This is a genomic window from Pseudomonas sp. PB106 (genome assembly GCF_009764645.1).
GTDB lineage: Bacteria > Pseudomonadota > Gammaproteobacteria > Pseudomonadales > Pseudomonadaceae > Aquipseudomonas.
Genome location: NZ_RWIM01000051.1, coordinates 39,100 through 56,041 on the forward strand (window position 1 = coordinate 39,100; position 16,942 = coordinate 56,041).

The 16,942-nt window shown below is 59.4% G+C and carries 15 protein-coding genes; 7 read left to right on the forward strand and 8 right to left on the reverse strand.

Annotated elements, in window-relative coordinates; translation table 11 throughout:
- Positions 1-285 precede the first annotated feature (285 nt).
- The 4 genes from EJA71_RS06635 (at position 286) to EJA71_RS06650 (ending at position 2,076) form a co-directional block, all read left to right on the forward strand.
- The gene (locus EJA71_RS06635) at positions 286-891 is read left to right on the forward strand and encodes an SCO family protein (RefSeq protein ID WP_122595523.1); all 606 of its coding nucleotides are present in this window, start codon (positions 286-288) and stop codon (positions 889-891) included.
- Positions 891-1,370: a copper chaperone PCu(A)C gene (locus tag EJA71_RS06640; RefSeq protein WP_158955342.1), complete on the forward strand. Its 480-nt coding sequence runs from the start codon at positions 891-893 to the stop codon at positions 1,368-1,370. Before EJA71_RS06635 ends, EJA71_RS06640 begins: the two co-directional genes overlap by 1 nt.
- Positions 1,371-1,507: 137 nt before the next feature.
- Complete coding sequence (locus EJA71_RS06645) at positions 1,508-1,882, forward strand: hypothetical protein (protein WP_158955344.1); 375 nt, start codon at positions 1,508-1,510, stop codon at positions 1,880-1,882.
- Positions 1,879-2,076, forward strand: coding sequence for a helix-turn-helix transcriptional regulator (locus EJA71_RS06650; protein WP_122599577.1), 198 nt, complete (start codon positions 1,879-1,881; stop codon positions 2,074-2,076). The genes EJA71_RS06645 and EJA71_RS06650 overlap by 4 nt, the downstream gene beginning before the upstream one ends.
- 193 nt (positions 2,077-2,269) lie before the next feature.
- On the opposite strand, the gene EJA71_RS06655 is transcribed toward EJA71_RS06650, so the two are convergent.
- Positions 2,270-3,016, reverse strand: a complete 747-nt coding sequence (locus tag EJA71_RS06655) for a hypothetical protein (RefSeq protein WP_158955346.1) — start codon at positions 3,014-3,016, stop codon at positions 2,270-2,272.
- Positions 3,017-3,131: 115 nt separating this feature from the next.
- A complete protein-coding gene (locus tag EJA71_RS06660) occupies positions 3,132-4,148 on the reverse strand; it encodes an ABC transporter substrate-binding protein (RefSeq protein WP_158955348.1) in 1,017 nt (338 codons plus the stop codon).
- Between the two features lie 370 nt (positions 4,149-4,518).
- On the opposite strand from EJA71_RS06660, the gene EJA71_RS06665 reads away from it, so the two are divergent.
- Together EJA71_RS06665 and katG are read left to right on the forward strand one after the other, a co-directional pair.
- A complete protein-coding gene (locus tag EJA71_RS06665; protein ID WP_158955349.1) occupies positions 4,519-6,729 on the forward strand; it encodes an LTA synthase family protein in 2,211 nt (736 codons plus the stop codon).
- Positions 6,730-6,881: 152 nt separating this feature from the next.
- Complete coding sequence (katG, locus tag EJA71_RS06670; protein ID WP_158955351.1) at positions 6,882-9,152, forward strand: catalase/peroxidase HPI; 2,271 nt, start codon at positions 6,882-6,884, stop codon at positions 9,150-9,152.
- A 130-nt stretch (positions 9,153-9,282) separates the two neighbouring features.
- On the opposite strand, the gene pepN is transcribed toward katG, so the two are convergent.
- The 6 genes from pepN to EJA71_RS06700 are packed head-to-tail and all read right to left on the reverse strand — an operon-like array spanning position 9,283 to position 15,799.
- The gene (pepN, locus tag EJA71_RS06675; protein WP_158955353.1) at positions 9,283-11,940 is read right to left on the reverse strand and encodes an aminopeptidase N; all 2,658 of its coding nucleotides are present in this window, start codon (positions 11,938-11,940) and stop codon (positions 9,283-9,285) included.
- A gap of 10 nt (positions 11,941-11,950) precedes the next feature.
- Positions 11,951-12,781 (reverse strand): DUF2797 domain-containing protein, encoded by an 831-nt coding sequence (locus EJA71_RS06680; RefSeq protein ID WP_038366003.1) that lies wholly within the window; start codon positions 12,779-12,781, stop codon positions 11,951-11,953.
- On the reverse strand, positions 12,778-13,038 hold the full coding sequence (locus tag EJA71_RS06685; protein WP_003224178.1) for a YeaC family protein: 261 nt from the start codon (positions 13,036-13,038) through the stop codon (positions 12,778-12,780). The genes EJA71_RS06680 and EJA71_RS06685 overlap by 4 nt, the downstream gene beginning before the upstream one ends.
- A gap of 33 nt (positions 13,039-13,071) precedes the next feature.
- Positions 13,072-13,941, reverse strand: a complete 870-nt coding sequence (locus EJA71_RS06690) for a rhomboid family intramembrane serine protease (RefSeq protein ID WP_158955355.1) — start codon at positions 13,939-13,941, stop codon at positions 13,072-13,074.
- On the reverse strand, positions 13,938-14,909 hold the full coding sequence (locus EJA71_RS06695) for a metallophosphoesterase (protein WP_158955357.1): 972 nt from the start codon (positions 14,907-14,909) through the stop codon (positions 13,938-13,940). Before EJA71_RS06695 ends, EJA71_RS06690 begins: the two co-directional genes overlap by 4 nt.
- Complete coding sequence (locus EJA71_RS06700; RefSeq protein ID WP_003224174.1) at positions 14,909-15,799, reverse strand: NAD(+) kinase; 891 nt, start codon at positions 15,797-15,799, stop codon at positions 14,909-14,911. The genes EJA71_RS06695 and EJA71_RS06700 overlap by 1 nt, the downstream gene beginning before the upstream one ends.
- Before the next feature lie 115 nt (positions 15,800-15,914).
- On the opposite strand from EJA71_RS06700, the gene EJA71_RS06705 reads away from it, so the two are divergent.
- Positions 15,915-16,865, forward strand: a complete 951-nt coding sequence (locus tag EJA71_RS06705; RefSeq protein WP_158955359.1) for a DUF1853 family protein — start codon at positions 15,915-15,917, stop codon at positions 16,863-16,865.
- Positions 16,866-16,942: the final 77 nt, after the last annotated feature.

Below are 16,942 nucleotides of genomic sequence, written 5' to 3' on the forward strand. Positions count from 1 at the left end.
TGACGCATCGAAAAGGGATAAATCGGCTGGGATGTGTTTCACCGTCAACACAGACAGGACAATACAACGCAGGAGCAATGGCGCGGTGCGTATGCACCGGAATTCTCGGCCGTGGGTCGATGACAGCGAGCACCCGTCACTTTTTCTTACACCTTTTGTCGCTCTATCCCACGCCGCACGGCGATCCGCAGCCGTCCTCTGGTCTCAGTTTGGTATCATGCGCCGCTTTTACGGTTAACCCCCCGCCAGTCCTGCTGACTGACGGGCTGCAAAAGGCGGTATTAGATGACGGCTTTGTTGACTCGCCGCAAGGTGCTTGCGGGAATGGGCGTACTCGGGCTCGGCCTGCTCGCCGGTTGCGACACCCGCGGCCAACTGTCGTACAAGTACGGCAAGGATCTGAGCGACAAGATCCTCGGACGCACCTTCAAGCTGAAGAACACCGACGGCGAAACCATGTCGCTGTCGAGCTTCCGCGGCATGATGCCGATGATCTTCTTCGGCTTCACCCAGTGCCCGGCAGTGTGCCCGACCACCCTCGCCCGCGCGGCGAAAATCAAGAAACTGATGGGCAAGGACGGCGACCGTTTGCAGGTGATCTTCATCACTCTGGACCCGGAACGCGACACGCCGGAAATTCTCGACGCTTACATGAAAGCCTTCGACCCGAGCTTCGTCGCGCTGTACGGCACCGTTGAGGAAACCAAGGCCACCGCCAAGGAATTCGACGTGTTCTACGAGAAAGTCCCGGCCGGCGACACCTATACCATCTCGCACACATCCACCAGCTACGTCTACGATTCCCGTGGCGGCCTGCGCATGGGCCTGTCCACCTCGCTTTCGGCAGAAGAATGCACGGAAGATTTGCTTACTGTTATGGAGGTTTGCTGATGCACCCTGTTCTGAACCACATCAAACGCGCCGCGCTGGCTCTGTCGCTGATGGGCCTGGCATTCCAGGCATCGGCACAGACCAAAATCGACGACGCCTGGGTCCGTGCCACCGTGCCGACCCAAACCGCCAGCGGCGCGTTCATGACCGTCACTGCCGACAGCGACAGCAAGCTGCTCAGCGTTGCCACGCCCGTGGCCAAAGACGTGCAGATCCACGAAATGACCATGAAGAACGACGTCATGAGCATGGGCCCGGTGAAGTTCGTCGAACTGCCGGCCGGCAAAGCCGTCAAGCTTGATCCGAATGGCTACCACGTGATGCTGATGGGCCTGACCGCTCAGTTGAAAGAAGGCGACAGCGTGCCGCTGACCCTGACCGTCGAGAACGCCAAGGGCGAGAAAGAAACCATCGAAGTCAAAGCGCCGGTTCGCGCACTGACCAACATGGAAGGTCACGATCACAGCAAGATGCATTGATCTGACGGCTACAAAAAACGGGGCGGCCTGATCAATGATCAGACCGCCCCGTTTTTTATGCGCCGATGGAAAGCGTACTTTACATGCGAGATCTCTTCGGTAAATATGTAAAGGGTCTTTTACATAGGAAGTGAAGAATGAACCGCTACTACCTCGAAATGGGCGCCGCATTGCTGCTCTATGTGCTGGTGTTGATCCTTTCCCTGATCGCCAGCCAACACTTGATGGATGCCAACATTATCTTGCGATCCTTGGTGGCGCTGACCCCGATCATTCCATCTGGCCTGATGTGCTGGGCCATCGTGCGCAACATGCGGCGCATGGACGAAATGCACCTGCGTATCCAGTTCGAAGCCCTGGGTTTTGCCTTCGCCGCCTCGGCCCTGCTGACCTTCAGTTATGGTTTTCTGGAGAACGTCGGGGCGCCGCACATTCCGTGGACGTGCGTGTGGCCGGTGATGGGACTCATGTGGATTGTCGGCCTGCAAATTGCGCGACGCCGTTACCAATGAAAAACCGCCTCAAGGAATTGCGCGCCGAGCGCAAGTGGTCGCAAGTCGATCTGGCGGAACGCTTGAACGTGTCACGCCAGACCATCAACGCCATCGAAAACGAACGCTACGACCCGAGTCTGCCATTGGCTTTTCAGATTGCCCGGGCATTCGAAATGCCATTGGAAGATATCTTCGACGACAGTAAAACCTGAGCTGCATCCACAGGAAAAAAATTTCCAATGCAAACGCAGCGACAGACCATTAACGGGCAACGCATGCCGAAAGCGGCGAAATGCTGAACCGTCGCCGCTTCAACGCACGTGAGATGGATCTGGCAATCATTTGCCGGGCCGCATCCACTTTCCCCAGCGTTTCTATGTGCGTGTGGAGTGCAGGAATCACCCCTCAACCGTTACGCGACAGCGCTTTGCGCACGCTGCTGCTGGTCATGCCTGCAGGTTCGGCGGTTGCCTGCGGTTGCGGTTGCGGTTGCGGTTGCGGTTGCGCCTGAGCCTGAGCCTGAGGTTGCTCAGGCATTTGCACCTGGCCCGACCGCCCGGCGTGGTAGTTGCTTTCGACCTGCTGGTTCAAACGGGCGAGAAAGGCGTCCAGTTCGCTGATCAGCAGCTTCTTGCGCTTGGAGCCTTTGACGCACTCATAGATGTAATAGCCCGTCCCCACCAGAAAGCCCAACACACCGGCAAGCAAACCGAGGCCGATCCACAAGGCAAAGGCAATCAGCAAGGGCTTCCAGCGAAACGGTGAAAGGCCCAGGTCAGTGTTCAGCGCCTTGCCATCGCGAATCAGGTAGGTCTTGGCCGAAGCCTGGTTTTGCAGATGGGTGTGCAGCAACTTCTTGCGATCGTTGCTCACTGCGCTGATCAGCGAAATATCCTGGCCGCTGCGCAGCGGGATATCGAGCCCGCGAAAATTTACATCGTGTTCGATGCCATCCGCCGTTCTGATCCAGAACTCATGGTTGATCACCATCACCGAGTTGATGTGCACCGCGATAGGCTGACCATTACTGTCGAATTGACCGTTGCCACCGGTGGAGGTGATGTGGGTTTCGCTCATTTTCTCGCTGCCCACCACTTCACCGCTCAGCACGGTGAAATCAACGGTTACATCGCCATGGGTGAACTGGTGCATTGGGGGTCCTTGATGCGTCGATGGACGTGCGGGGAAAGAAATCCTTAGGCCGCGAATGCTACTAAGTGGCCATCCCCCTGTCCAGAACGCCCCGCCGCATCACTCTTTGCCCGACTCAGCTTCCTGCGCCACCGTGAGCTTCTTCAAAGAAGTAGTCCTTCCAGCTCGCGGCCTTGTTCTTCAGCACGCCGAGCTCCTGCAATTTCTCGGCATAAATGAAGGTGCGCTGCGGCACTACGGTGAAGTCGATTTCCGGGTCCTTGACGATTTGCTCGACCAGCGCCAGCGGCAACTTCGATTGCTCGACGCGGATATAGGCCTGCGCCGCAGCGGGTTTGTCAGCCTTGATGATCTTCTCGGCCTCAGCCAGTGCGTCGTAGAACGCCTTGTAGGTTTTCGGGTTTTCGTCGTGGAATTTTTCCGTGGTGTAGAGCACGTTGAACGTGGCCTGACCGCCAAGGATGTCGTACGAACTCAGCACTTTGTGCACGTTGGGGTTTTGCAGCGCCTGATATTGAAACGGCGGGCTCGAGAAGTGCGAGTTGATTTCCGAGCCGCCGGCAATCAACGCGGCGGTCGCGTCCGGGTGCGGGAGGCTGACGGAGATGTTGTCGAACTTCTTGAACTGGTCATCCCCGAACTCCTTGGCGGTTTCAATCTGCAAGGTGCGCGACTGGAAGCCCACGCCGGCTGCGGGCACGGCAATGCGATCCTTGTCGCTGAAATCCTTGAGCGTCTTGATGTTCGGATTGTTGGTCAGCAGGTAGTTGGGCATCGAGCCCAGCGCGGCGATGGCTTTGACGTTCTGCTTGCCTTTGGTGCGATCCCACACCGTGAGCATCGGCGGCACGCCAGCGGAAACCACGTCCAGCGAACCGGTCAGCAACGCTTCGTTCATCGCCGTGGCACCGGAAATGCTGTTCCAGTCGACCTTGATATCCAGGCCCTGCTCTTTACCGTGCTTCTCGATGAGTTGCTGATCACGCACGACGTCGAGAATCAGGTAACCGATGCCGAATTGCTGGGCGATGCTGATTTTGCCTTCGGCCTGGGCGCCAGTGCTGAACAGTGCACTCGCTGCCAGGGAAGCGGCCAACAGGGTCAGCGCGGAACGTTTGAACGGTGTGGCCATGACAACCTCGCAGCAGAAAGTGGTGTGCTGAAAGGCCCGACTTTATCGCTATAAAAAACAGAAATTAAATACCTTTATAGAATATCGATAGTACGAGGACGTTAACCCGGCAACAAACGTCGACCCGCTCCCACACGGGATCTTCGTCGCTCTCGACTGCTTAAACAGCCTGAAACAATAAATCCTCCTGCGCTAATGTGGCCGATTGCCGTGCAACCCGAGAGCCCGTCCGGGCTGCAGACCATCCTCATCTTCATCACTGACCCGAACAGCGGATCACCCCAGCGTTTAAAGGGGCGATCAGACCGGCCACCCTTGGTATCATCGCCCACACTTTTTTGACGTTTTGATGACTGGAAGGTCTTTTTTTGTGAGTGCTCTTTTTCACCGGTTGCGGCAGCCCAATGCCCGCCTCTTTTCTTTATTGTTTCTGCTACTGATCGTACCGGTCGGCCTCCGTGCGGCACTTGGCTGGTCGACGCCGCTGGGTTACGTCTCAGATCTGGCCATCGGCAGTTTGCTGATGGTGGTTTTGCATCGCCGCCCGTGGTGGCTGGCATTGCCAGTGTTGCTGTTCTGGGGACTGCTGGCGGTGGCGACGGCTGAACTGGTCAGTGCCGTTGGCCGCTTACCGACGCCGTCTGACTTTCATTATCTGATCGACCCACAGTTCGTCGAGAACTCCACGGGGGGCGGCCTCGCACATCCGGCGGTAGGTATTGTTCTGTTGCTCGCGCTGATGTTCTGGCTGCTGACCCAATTCACCGCGCGTGGCACGTCGCGCCCGACCCTGCCCCGCGCTGCGTGGAGCGTGCCGCTGGTGCTGTTCGCGGCGCATTGGGGTGTGCAGAACCAATGGCCCAACGAAGATGATCCGTGGCGCCAGTACAACCTGCCGCACCAGTTGCTCGCCTCTCAAGTCGCCGACCTGCAGATTCAGGCCGAGGAATGGCTCGACGGCGATGTCGAAGAGGCCGCACCGGCCATGGCCGGACTCACCGATGTCGATCTCAACGGCCACCCATTGCTGAACGCGCCCGGTCAAGCACGCAACGTACTGATCATTGCGCTGGAAGGCATTCCCGGTGCCTACATTCGCGCCAACCGCGAGGCCATTGGCAGCCACTATCAGGAAGACCTGATGCCCAACCTCAGTCGCTGGGCCGAGCGCGGGATGAACACGCCGGATTACGTCCTGCACACCCACCAGACCATTCGCGGCTTGTACGCGATGCTCTGCGGCGATTACGACAAACTCAACAACGGCACGCCCAAGGGCGTGGAAATGCTCACCCTCAACGATCGCAATCAGGCCTGCCTGCCCGCGCAATTACGCGAGCACGGCTTCAGTACCCACTACCTGCAAGGCGCCGGCCTGCGCTTCATGGCCAAAGACAAGATCATGCCGCACATCGGTTTCGATGCGACCCATGGCCTGGAGTGGTTCAGCAACAGTAACTATCTGGAATTCCCGTGGGGTAAAGATGACAAGGCGTTCTTCGAAGGCGCGCTGGATTACGTCGGCCAACTGAAAAAACAGAAAAAACCGTGGATGCTCACGCTGCTGACCGTGGGCACCCACCAGCCCTACTCCGCGTCCGAGGACTATCTGGAACGCTACGACACGCCCAAGCAGGCCGCTGTCGGCTACCTCGACGACGCCCTGGATCAGTTTCTCAACGGTCTCGAACGCCAAGGCGTTTTGAAAGACACCCTGGTCGTGATCACCTCGGACGAATCCCACGGCATCGACGGCGTGCGCCTCGCTTCTTCGTGGGGCTTCAACCTGACGCTGGCGCCGGAGCACGAACAACTGCCGCGCCTGAACAAAGGGGTCTATGGCCACGTCGATCTGAGCACCTCGATCCTCGACTACTTCGACTTGCCGGTGCCTTCCGCGCTGAGCGGCCGCTCGCTGTTCCGCGACTACGACAGCGGTCGCGAAATCATGTCGTTCACCAACGGCAAACTGCGCTATCACAACGGTCAAGGCATCTTTTCCGAGTGCGACATGCCGCGCCGCTGCCGCTACTACGAAAGCGCCGGTTTCATCGCCGAAAGCGCCACCTACAAAGGCAACTACAGCGGTCACCCGGCCCGGCAGATTGCGGCGCGCGCCAATGCGCTGGACCTGTCGCTGCTGCGCACCCCGCTCAACCATCGTTATCAGTTCGGCAGCACCAACGTCATCCCGTTGCAGGCGCAGATCAACAATGACTGGGCTGACAACCTGATCGGTGCGCAGTACCTGGAAATGCCCAAGGGCTCGCACACCCGCGTACGCCTGACCGTGCGCTCGGTCGATCCAGAACAAGTTGCGTACATTCAACTCAAGGCCAAGGAGTTCGAGCAGGACGTACAGATCGGTTTGCCGCAGGAAATGGTCGCCACCCCGGACAAACCACTGGAAATGAACTTCAGCTTCGACAACCCGCAAGAGCGTAAAGCCTTTTCATTCCATCTATTGGGTTATGGGCAAGGTTCAGTCGAAGTGACCGACTTCAGCGTCATCACGCAGTTGCCCGGTCAGGAGGACATTATCGACGACATGCCGGAGGACGATACTGCGCAATCGAGTTGATCCATGGGGCCCAGCCGCTGCTGGGCCGCTGAAAGACTTTGCCTATCAGCGTCCAATAGTCGGGCTATTAGCTGACTTGCCAAGTCGGGTCTAGCCTTACAAGTCCGAAGTCGGCACGAGCCGGCCGTAGAAGACCTGATAAGGACCCGAACATGGCAAACGAATCGAAATGCCCGTTCAACCACGCTGCCGGTGGTGGTACGACGAACCGTGACTGGTGGCCGGATCAACTCAATCTGAAAATTCTTAGCCAGCATTCGCCCAAGTCCGACCCGCTGGGCAAGGATTTCGACTACGCCAAAGCCTTCAAAAGTCTGGACTTTCAGGCGCTGAAACAAGACCTCAATGCGTTGATGACCGACTCCCAGGACTGGTGGCCGGCCGACTTCGGGCACTACGGCCCTCTCTTCGTGCGCATGGCCTGGCACAGCGCAGGCACCTATCGCACCGCCGATGGCCGCGGTGGCGCCGGCTCCGGCCAGCAACGTTTCGCCCCGCTCAATAGTTGGCCGGACAACGTCAGTCTCGACAAGGCCCGCCGCCTGCTGTGGCCGATCAAGCAGAAATATGGCCGCAACATTTCCTGGGCCGACCTGATCGTTCTCACCGGCAACGTCGCACTGGAATCCATGGGCTTCAAGACCTTCGGCTACTCCGGCGGTCGCGCCGATGTCTGGGAACCGGACGAAGACGTGTATTGGGGTTCGGAGCACGAATGGCTGGGCGGTGACAGCCGCTACGGCAAAGACAAGGAACCCATGCAGGAACCCGGCGACGGCACACTGGTCGCGGAACCGGATCTGCACGGCAAAGAAGAGAGCCGCACCGATCAAGGCGAACGCAATCTGGAAAACCCGCTGGCGGCGGTGCAGATGGGTCTGATCTACGTAAACCCGGAAGGCCCTGAAGGCAATCCAGACCCGGTGGCCTCGGCGCTGGACATCCGCGAAACGTTTGGCCGCATGGCCATGAACGACGAAGAAACCGTGGCGCTGATCGCTGGCGGCCACGCCTTCGGCAAAACCCACGGTGCCGGCCCTGCCGACAATGTCGGGCCTGAGCCCGAAGCCGCTGGTTTGGAAGAGCAAGGCCTCGGTTGGAGAAACGCTTTCGGCACCGGTAAAGGCGCCGACACTATTACCAGCGGCCTGGAAGTGACCTGGACCACCACGCCAACCCGCTGGAGCAACAACTATCTGGAAAACCTCTTCGGTTTCGAATGGGAACTGACCAAGAGCCCGGCGGGCGCGCATCAGTGGATTCCAAAAAACGGCGCCGGTGCCGGCACCGTTCCCCATGCCCATGACCCGAGCAAGAAACTCTCGCCAACCATGCTCACCTCTGATTTGGCGCTGCGTTTCGATCCCGCGTACGAGCAAATTTCGCGGCGCTTCCTCGCAAATCCGGATCAACTGGCCGACGCCTTCGCCCGCGCCTGGTACAAACTGATTCACCGCGACATGGGCCCGCTGTCCCGCTACCTCGGCCCGGAACTGCCGAACGAAGAACTGCTCTGGCAGGACCCGATTCCTGATGTCACTCATCCGCTGATCGACGACAGCGACGCCGCCGGCCTGAAAAGCAAAATCCTCGCCTCCGGGTTGTCGGTCTCGCAACTGGTCTCGACCGCTTGGGCGGCGCTCTCGACGTTCCGTGGTTCGGACAAACGCGGTGGTGCCAACGGTGGACGACTGCGTCTGGCTCCTCAGAAATTCTGGCAGGCCAACCAGCCTGAGCAGTTGGACAAGGTGCTGAGCACACTCGAAGGGATTCAGAACGAGTTCAACAGCGGTGCCGCTGGCAAGAAAGTCTCGCTGGCCGATCTGATCGTGCTGGCCGGTAATGCTGGCGTTGAACAAGCAGCGAAAAACGCCGGTCATTCGGTGTCTGTACCGTTCACGCCGGGCCGCGCTGATGCGTCTCAGGAACAAACCGATGTCGAGTCGTTCGCGTTCCTCGAACCGATTGCCGATGGCTTCCGTAACTACAGCAAACGCAAATACACCGTTTCAGCCGAAGCGTTGCTGATCGACAAGGCGCAACTACTGACCCTCACCGCACCGGAAATGACCGTGCTGCTGGGCGGCCTGCGGGTGCTGAACACCAACGTCGGGCAAACCCGTCATGGTGTTTTCACTTCGCAAACGGAGGCGCTGAGCAACGACTTCTTCACCAACCTGCTGGACATGGGCGTGGAGTGGAAACCGACTTCAAGGGATGCGGACGAGTTCGAAGGGCGCGACCGGAAAACCGGCAGCGTGAAATGGACGGCGACGCGGGTTGATCTGGTGTTCGGTTCCAACGCGCAACTGCGGGCGCTGGCCGAGGTGTATGCCAGTGCGGATGCGAAGGAGCAGTTCGTCGAAGACTTTGTTGCAGCCTGGACGAAAGTCACCAATCTGGATCGTTTTGACCTGAAATAACTGACTAAACGCAAAACCATTGTGGGAGCTGGCTTGCCAGCGATGACGGCAGCAGATTCAACATCAACGTTGACTGGTACACCGAAATCGCTGGCAAGCCAGCTCCCACAGGGACTGTATTCAGATCAGGTTACGCCAAGCTTTTGCTTACAACTTCATACACATCACTCGACAACTGCCCCGACGCCAGAATCCGCTCCAACTCACCTTTCATCAAGGCCTGGCGCGCATCGTCATATTTGCGCCAGCGGGTCAGCGGTGCCAATTGGCGCGAAGCGATTTGCGGGTTGAAGCCGTTCAGCTCGATCACCAGATCCGCGAGGAAGCGATAGCCGGAACCATCCGCCGCGTGGAAGTTGATCAGGTTCTGTCCGGCAAACGCGCCAACCAGCGCACGCACCTTGTTCGGGTTTTTGATGTTGAACGCCGGGTGCTGCATCAACGCCTTCACGCGCTCCAGCCCGCCCGGCAACGTGCTGCCAGCCTGGACGCTGAACCACTGATCCATGACCAGCGGGTTGTCCTTGAAGTGCTCGGCGAAACTGGCCAGTGCCAAGGCCTTTTGCTCTTCGAACGGCGAGTTGACCAATACCGCCAGCGCGGTCAGGCGCTCGGTCATGTTGTCCGCCGCTTCGAATTGTTCCAGTGCCGCCGCCAATACTTCCGGCTTGCCACTGAGCATCAGGTACGACAGCGCGATGTTCTGCAATGCGCGACGAGCAAAGTGCTCGGCTTCGGCCACATACGGGGTTTTCTTCGACAGGTCGCGGTTGGCCTGATAACGCAGCCACAGCGCTTCGAACAAACTGTCCGCGAGTTGCTTGCGGGCAAATTCGCGAGCGGCGTGGATCGCATCGACGTCCGCCACTTCGCTGATTTCAGTGAGGTACGCCTCACCCGGTAACGAAAGCATTTCCGCGACCATCGCCTGATCCAGCGATTCGTCCGACAGCACGGTTTTCAGCGCTGACACCAGACGCGGGTCAAGTTTCAGGCTTTCGCCCTTCTGCTGCTGGGCAACCAGCTCCTGCAGCACTTGCACCGACAGTTGCTGACCGGCATCCCAGCGGTTGAAGCCGTCGCTGTCGTGCTGCATCAGGAACATCAACTGATCACGGTTGTACGGGAAGCTCAGTTTCACCGGCGCCGAGAAACCGCGCAGCAACGATGGCAGCGGCTGTTCGGCGATGTCGACGAAGGTAAACGTCTGCTCGGCTTCGGACACCGAGATCACGCGGGTGGTGCCTTGCGCCGCTGCTTCGCCGCTCAGACGCAGGGCAATCTCGTTGCCTTGGCTGTCCAGCAGGCCCAGCTCGACCGGAATCACGAACGGCAGTTTTTCGACTTTGTCCGGGGTTTCCGGGCAGCTCTGGCGGAAAGTCAGGCTGTAGGTTTTCGCGGCGGCGTCATAAGACTCGCTCACCGCCAGACGCGGCGTGCCCGCTTGGCTGTACCAGCGTTTGAACTGGGTCAGGTCGACGCCGTTGGCATCTTCCATGGCTTTGATGAAGTCGTCGCAAGTCACTGCCTGACCATCGTGGCGATCGAAGTACAGATCGCTGCCCTTACGGAAGCCTTCGGCGCCGAGCAAGGTATGGATCATGCCGACCACTTCCGAGCCCTTTTCGTACACGGTCAGGGTGTAGAAGTTGGAAATCTCGATGAAGCTGTCCGGGCGCACGGCGTGGGCCATCGGGCCAGCGTCTTCGGCAAACTGGTGGGTACGCAGGTAGGCGACGTCCTGAATGCGCTTGACCGTGGCCGAGTTCATGTCGGCGGAGAAACCGGAATCGCGGAACACGGTGAAGCCTTCCTTGAGCGACAGCTGGAACCAGTCGCGGCAGGTCACGCGGTTACCCGACCAGTTGTGGAAGTATTCGTGAGCGACGATCGCTTCAACGCGCTGGTGCGCGGCGTCGGTTGCGGTTTCGGCGCGGGCCAGCACGGCGCTGGAGTTGAAGATGTTGAGGCCTTTGTTCTCCATCGCGCCCATGTTGAAGTCATTCACGGCAACGATCATGAAGATGTCCAGATCGTACTCGCGACCGTAGACCTCTTCGTCCCAGCGCATCGACTTCTTCAGGCTGTTCATCGCGTGCTGGCACTTGTCGATGTTTTCCGGCTCGACGTAAATACGCAGTGCGACGTTGCGGTTGGTCATGGTGGTGAAGGTGTCTTCTACGCACCACAAATCACCGGCCACCAGCGCAAACAGGTACGCCGGCTTCATGAACGGGTCTTCCCAGGTTGCCCAGTGCCGGCCGTCTTCGCCCGGACCCGAGGCAATCGGGTTGCCGTTGGAGAGCAGCACCGGATAGCTATGCTGTTCGGCAACCACGGTGGTGGTGAACTTGCTCATCACGTCCGGGCGGTCGAGGTAATAGGTGATCTTGCGGAAACCTTCGGCCTCGCACTGGGTGCAGAACATTGTGCCGGACTTGTACAGGCCTTCCAGCGCGGTGTTGGTTTCCGGGTGGATCTTGACGCTGGTGTCGACCGTGAAGGTTTCGCTGGTCGGCTGCAGGGTCAGGTGGTTTTCGGACACCTGATAATCGCCTTCAGCCAGCGCTTGATCAGCCAGGGTCACTGAGAGCAGTTCCAGTTGCTGACCATCGAGCACCAGCGGCGGCAGGCCCGGGCCACGCGCCGGGTTGCGGCGCATGACCAACTGCGCGTGCACCAGGCTGTGATCCTCGAACAACTCGAAGGTCAGGTGTGTTTCGTCGATCAGGTACTCGGGGGCCTGATAGTCCTTCAGGTAAATCATCTTCGGTTGTTCGGTGCGCATGCTGGAGTCCTTATTGATGCACGGCGAGCTGATAAGCCGTGTACTTGCGAATATTGATCACGCCGGTATCGAAGATCAGGTACTGGCCTTTGATGCCCAACAGCGTGCCTTCGGCAATCGGGTTCTTGTCCAGGTTGAAGCTGACGATTTTGGCCGGGTATTGCTCGACCGGATAGCGGATTTCGAGAGGTTCTACATCGGCAATCGTCTGAATGGCTTGTAGGCCGAATCGCTCCTGCAAACCTTGCAGACCTTCGGCGCAGCTTTCAAACAGCTGATCGCGCACTTGCGCCAGATCCACCGCCACCGCATCGCCCTTGAGCAACGCGCGCCAGTTGGTTTTGTCGGCAACCTGGCTGCGGAACAAGTCTTCAACGAAGCCCGATTGCTGCCGTGTCGAGACGCGCATGATCGGCAGTGCCTGACAGGCACCCTGATCGATCCAGCGAGTCGGCAGTTGCGTAGCACGAGTGATGCCAACCTTGATGCCCGACGAATTGGACAGGTAAACCACGTGATCGGTCATGCAGAACTGCTCGCCCCACGCCGGATCGCGGCAGGTGCCGGCGTCATAGTGGCAGCGCTCCGGGCTCATGATGCACAGGTCACATTGCGCCAGTTTGGTCATGCACGGGTAGCAATAGCCCTGACTGAAACTGGTTTTGGTCTTGCGCCCGCAATGGGTGCAGTGGATCGCCCCCAAATACTCCAGACGCACTGTGGTGCCGATCAATGGGTTGACCGGCACCTCGACGTCATCCAGACGAAACGCGTATTGCACGTTCGGCCCGTCCAGGCGCGCCGACATTTTGCTGATTGCACCGCGGCCAATCTCGATCAATGGATAGCATCCGACTTGAACAGGATGTTCGGCACTTCGATCGACTTCGATGCACATTCCTGCGGGCCCATGTAACCGGTGCGCTGGTCTTCAGGCAGGTTCTGGATTTCCCAGGCGATCATCGCCTGCAGCGACAGCTCGCGCTGTTCGGCGGTGAGCTTGCCACCGTCGGACCATTTGCCGATTTCCACGGCCAGTTTCAGGCTCTCGTAGATGTCCGGGGTGATGTTCTTGATCATGTCGTTAAAAGAGGACATCAGGGTCTCCGTGCTCTTTATCTACTGAAAAATTTAGGCGGCCAGTTTACGGCGGTTATACAAACCGCCCAACAAACCGGTGAAGCATCCGATGAGTAACCCGCCGACGTGGGCGGCGTTGGCGATTTCGCCGAAGCCGATCACCGAGATAAGCCCGGACATGCACACCAGTAACCAGATCAGCATCATTGCCAGTACACCACGCGGCAGCCGATAAGCCGGGTTCGGCGACAGTAGCTGGAAGATCCAGCAATGCCCGAGCAGGCCGTAAAGCACCCCCGACAGGCCGCCGAACAAGGTCGCGCCGCTCCAGACAAACTGCGCGTAGTTGGACACCAGGCTGAACAGCAGCGTCAGGCCGATCAGGTTGATGCTGCCCTGACGCGACTCGATGCGCCGGCCCAGCTCCCAGTACCACATGCCGTTCATGGCCAGGTGCAGGATGCCAAAGTGAATGAGCATCGGCGTGACCAGACGCCACCACTGCCCCGCCGCCAGACTGTCGGCCAACGGCACGAAATGGATGTACTCGCCGACCACTTGGAAATCGAGAAAGGTCAGCCAGCGCAGGGTCTGCAGGTTTTCGCCGAGATACGTCAGGCCGCCGACAATCAGGCACAGCAGCAGAATGAAACCGGTGGCTTTGGCGTACTTCAATTGTTCCGCGAAGCTCGGGCGTTTCACGGTCTGCGCGACGGGAATGTCCAGCGTTTGCTCGGGATCGCCGGCCGGGAAACGTTCGTACAGCGAACGCACGTCTTCGCTGATCTCCGACGGCGCCCACAGCACTTGTTCGCCGGCCTCTTCGCTGACCCGATGCGGGACCTGCATGCGTTGCAGCAGTTTGACGAAACCGCTCAGGTCCACCGCCAAGGGCAGACGCAATACCGCTACCGCACTCATTGCAGCACCTCCGGCCGCTCAACATCGACCCAGACAAATTTATGCGGATCCAGACGGGTTTCCTGATCCAGACGATAGGCGACCAGTTTGCCGTAGAGCACCGCGCTGTAATCCAGACACGCAAGGTTCGGGCGAATCGGTGCCGGTTTGCCGCTGCGCCAGTAATGGCCGACAAACAGCAACGGCTCGTCAACGCCGTAGCGCAGCAGGTTGTTTTTTTCGCTGGAGGTCAGCGGCTTCTGCGCCACCGGCTCCGGCAGGGCATCAGGCTGGAAGACGATGTCGCCGTAGGTTTTCGGGTCGTCTTCCCAGAACTTGGTGCGGAAGAACGAACGCACCAGACCATCGCCGCTGGTCATGGTCAGACCATCCGGCAGACGCATGTCGGTGCCGCGCAGCAAACGGTCGAACACGGTGCAGGCAAAGCTGTCCGGGACCGCCGAGGACTGGAGGAAATGTTCATCGATGCAGCCATTGGGGAACAGCGCGCGCAACGGCTCGATCAACCCGGCATCCCAACACGCGTGAACCACGCGGAAACGTCCGGCGTCGACAAACAGCGGCAGCTCATAGAACCAGCGCTGGAAGTCATGCCAGTCAGCGGGATGGCCTTCAAATTGCGTCAGGGTTTCGTGGAGCAGGCGCGCATGGCGCGGCGTGTGTTCGCGCACGAACTGCTTGCCGCTGCCCGGTGGCGCCAGGGTGCTCCAGCCGAGGGCGTTGAATTCGTGGTTGCCCATGATGCACAAGGCCTGACCGGCCTCGACCATGTCGTGGACGATGTGCAGCGCCTCGCGAATGCGCGGGCCACGGTCGATGATGTCGCCGACGAACACGGCCATGCGCGATGGATGCCGCCAGACCCCGCCCTGCTTGTGGTAACCGAGTCGGTCCAACAAGTGTTCGAGGGTCAGGGCGCATCCGTGCACGTCACCAATCAGGTCATAACTGCGCGCGGGATCGAGCATCAGTCGCCTCCACCGCCCAGCTTGCTGCCCCAGCCGAGCTTGGTGCGGCAGACTTCGTAATAGTTGTGGTCGAGCGGATGAATCAGGCGCAGCTTCTGCGCTTTCTTGCTGACGGTGATGGTGTCGCCCGGCGCGCAGGTGAAGTGGTTCTGCCCGTCGCAGGAGACTTGCGGGTAAATCTGCATGTTTTTCGACACGACGATTTTCAGCTCACTGTTGCCATCGACCACAATTGGCCGGCTCGACAACATATGGGGATACATCGGCACAATCACAATGGCATCGAGCTTGGGATGCATGATCGGTCCGCCGGCAGACAGCGCGTACGCGGTGGAACCGGTCGGCGTGGCGACGATCAGGCCGTCGGCTTTCTGGCTGCAGACGAACTGGCCGTCGATGTACAGCTCGAACTCGATCATCCGCGTCGATTTGCCGGGGTGCAGCACCACGTCGTTGAGCGCATCGCCTTGGCCAATGGCCTCGGCGTGACGGCGCACTTCGGCTTGCAGCAGGAAACGGTTTTCCACCAGATAGTGGCCGTCGAGCACCTTGGCGACTTCGACTTCCAGCTCGTCCGGGCGAATGTCGGTGAGGAAACCGAGGCTGCCACGGTTGATCCCCAGCACCGGAATATTGTGTTTGGCCAGCGCCCGGGCAGCGCCGAGCAGGCTGCCGTCACCGCCGACGACGATGACCATGTCGCAGACTTCGCCAAGCATCTTGCGCGACGAAGTTTGCAGGCCGTGGCCCGGCAGCACTTCGGCGATGGTGTCTTCGAGGATCACATGCAGGTGACGATCGAGCAGAAACCGTTTCAGTCGGCGGACGGTATCCAGCACCTGGGAACTGCCCAGGCGACCGATGATGCCGATATTACGAAATTGCTCCATGGGACCTCTGCGGACAATCGAAAACGCGAAAAACAGGATTATGGGCGAAAGCGCCAGATAGACAAAATCCTTTCAGCCTCAAGGGTGTGCTCGTGTTTACGGCTATGCTCGCAAGATGATCCTATTTCCCGACTTGCTTCAGTTACCCCACCAATTACGCCATCCGGAAGTGCGGGATCTGGCGTGGGTGATCCTCGCCCCGCCGATGCTCTCCAGCACGCCATGGCCGCAGCGCCATCCGCTGGCCGGCAGCGAGTGGGTGCATGACCCTCAACGGCTGGAACATTGGCTGCGTCAGCTCGATCGCGACAGCTATGGCTTGCTGCATTGGTTGTCGCAGGCACGCACCCGGCGCCTGGGCCTGTATTACGAACGGCTGTGGCAGTTCGCCGTGGAACATGCGCCGGGCATTGAATTGATTGCCGCCAACCTGCCAATCCGCCGCGAGGGCCACACGCTTGGCGAGCTGGACATGCTGCTGCGTGACCGTGATGGCGTGCATCACCTGGAACTGGCGATCAAGCTCTACCTCGGCCCGCAGGATGGCGACGGTCGTGATTCGGCGCAGTGGCTGGGGCCGGGCTGTCATGATCGGCTGGACCGTAAACTGACGCACCTGGCGCAACATCAATTACCGATTTCGGCGCGCCCGGAAAGCCGCGAAGTGCTGGCGAAGCTGGACATCGAGGTGTTCAGTGCGCAGCTGTGGTTGGGCGGCTATCTGCTGTATCCGTGGCCCGGCCAATCCGAATCACCGAGTGGCGCGCACCCTCAACATCTGCGTGGCAGTTGGCTGCATCAGAAGGACTGGCCGGCGTTTGTCGCACAACGCCCGGCCGGGCGCTGGCAACCCCTGCCCCGCCACGCCTGGTTGGCACCGGCGCATTATCCGGCGGATCAGACCTGGGCGGCGGAGCATTTGCAGATGTGGCTGGAAGATCTCGAACCGCTGGCCCCGGCGCAGTTGCTGGTGCGCCTGACCGAGAATGCGCGAGGGGAATGGGAAGAGGCGGAGCGATTGTTTCTGGTGTCGGATCTTTGGCCGAATGTCCCCGGCCAGGCCTGAGTTTTTTGGTGTTTGATATGGCCCCTTCGCGAGCAAGCTCGCTCCCACATTTGGAATGCATTCTAATGTGGGAGCGA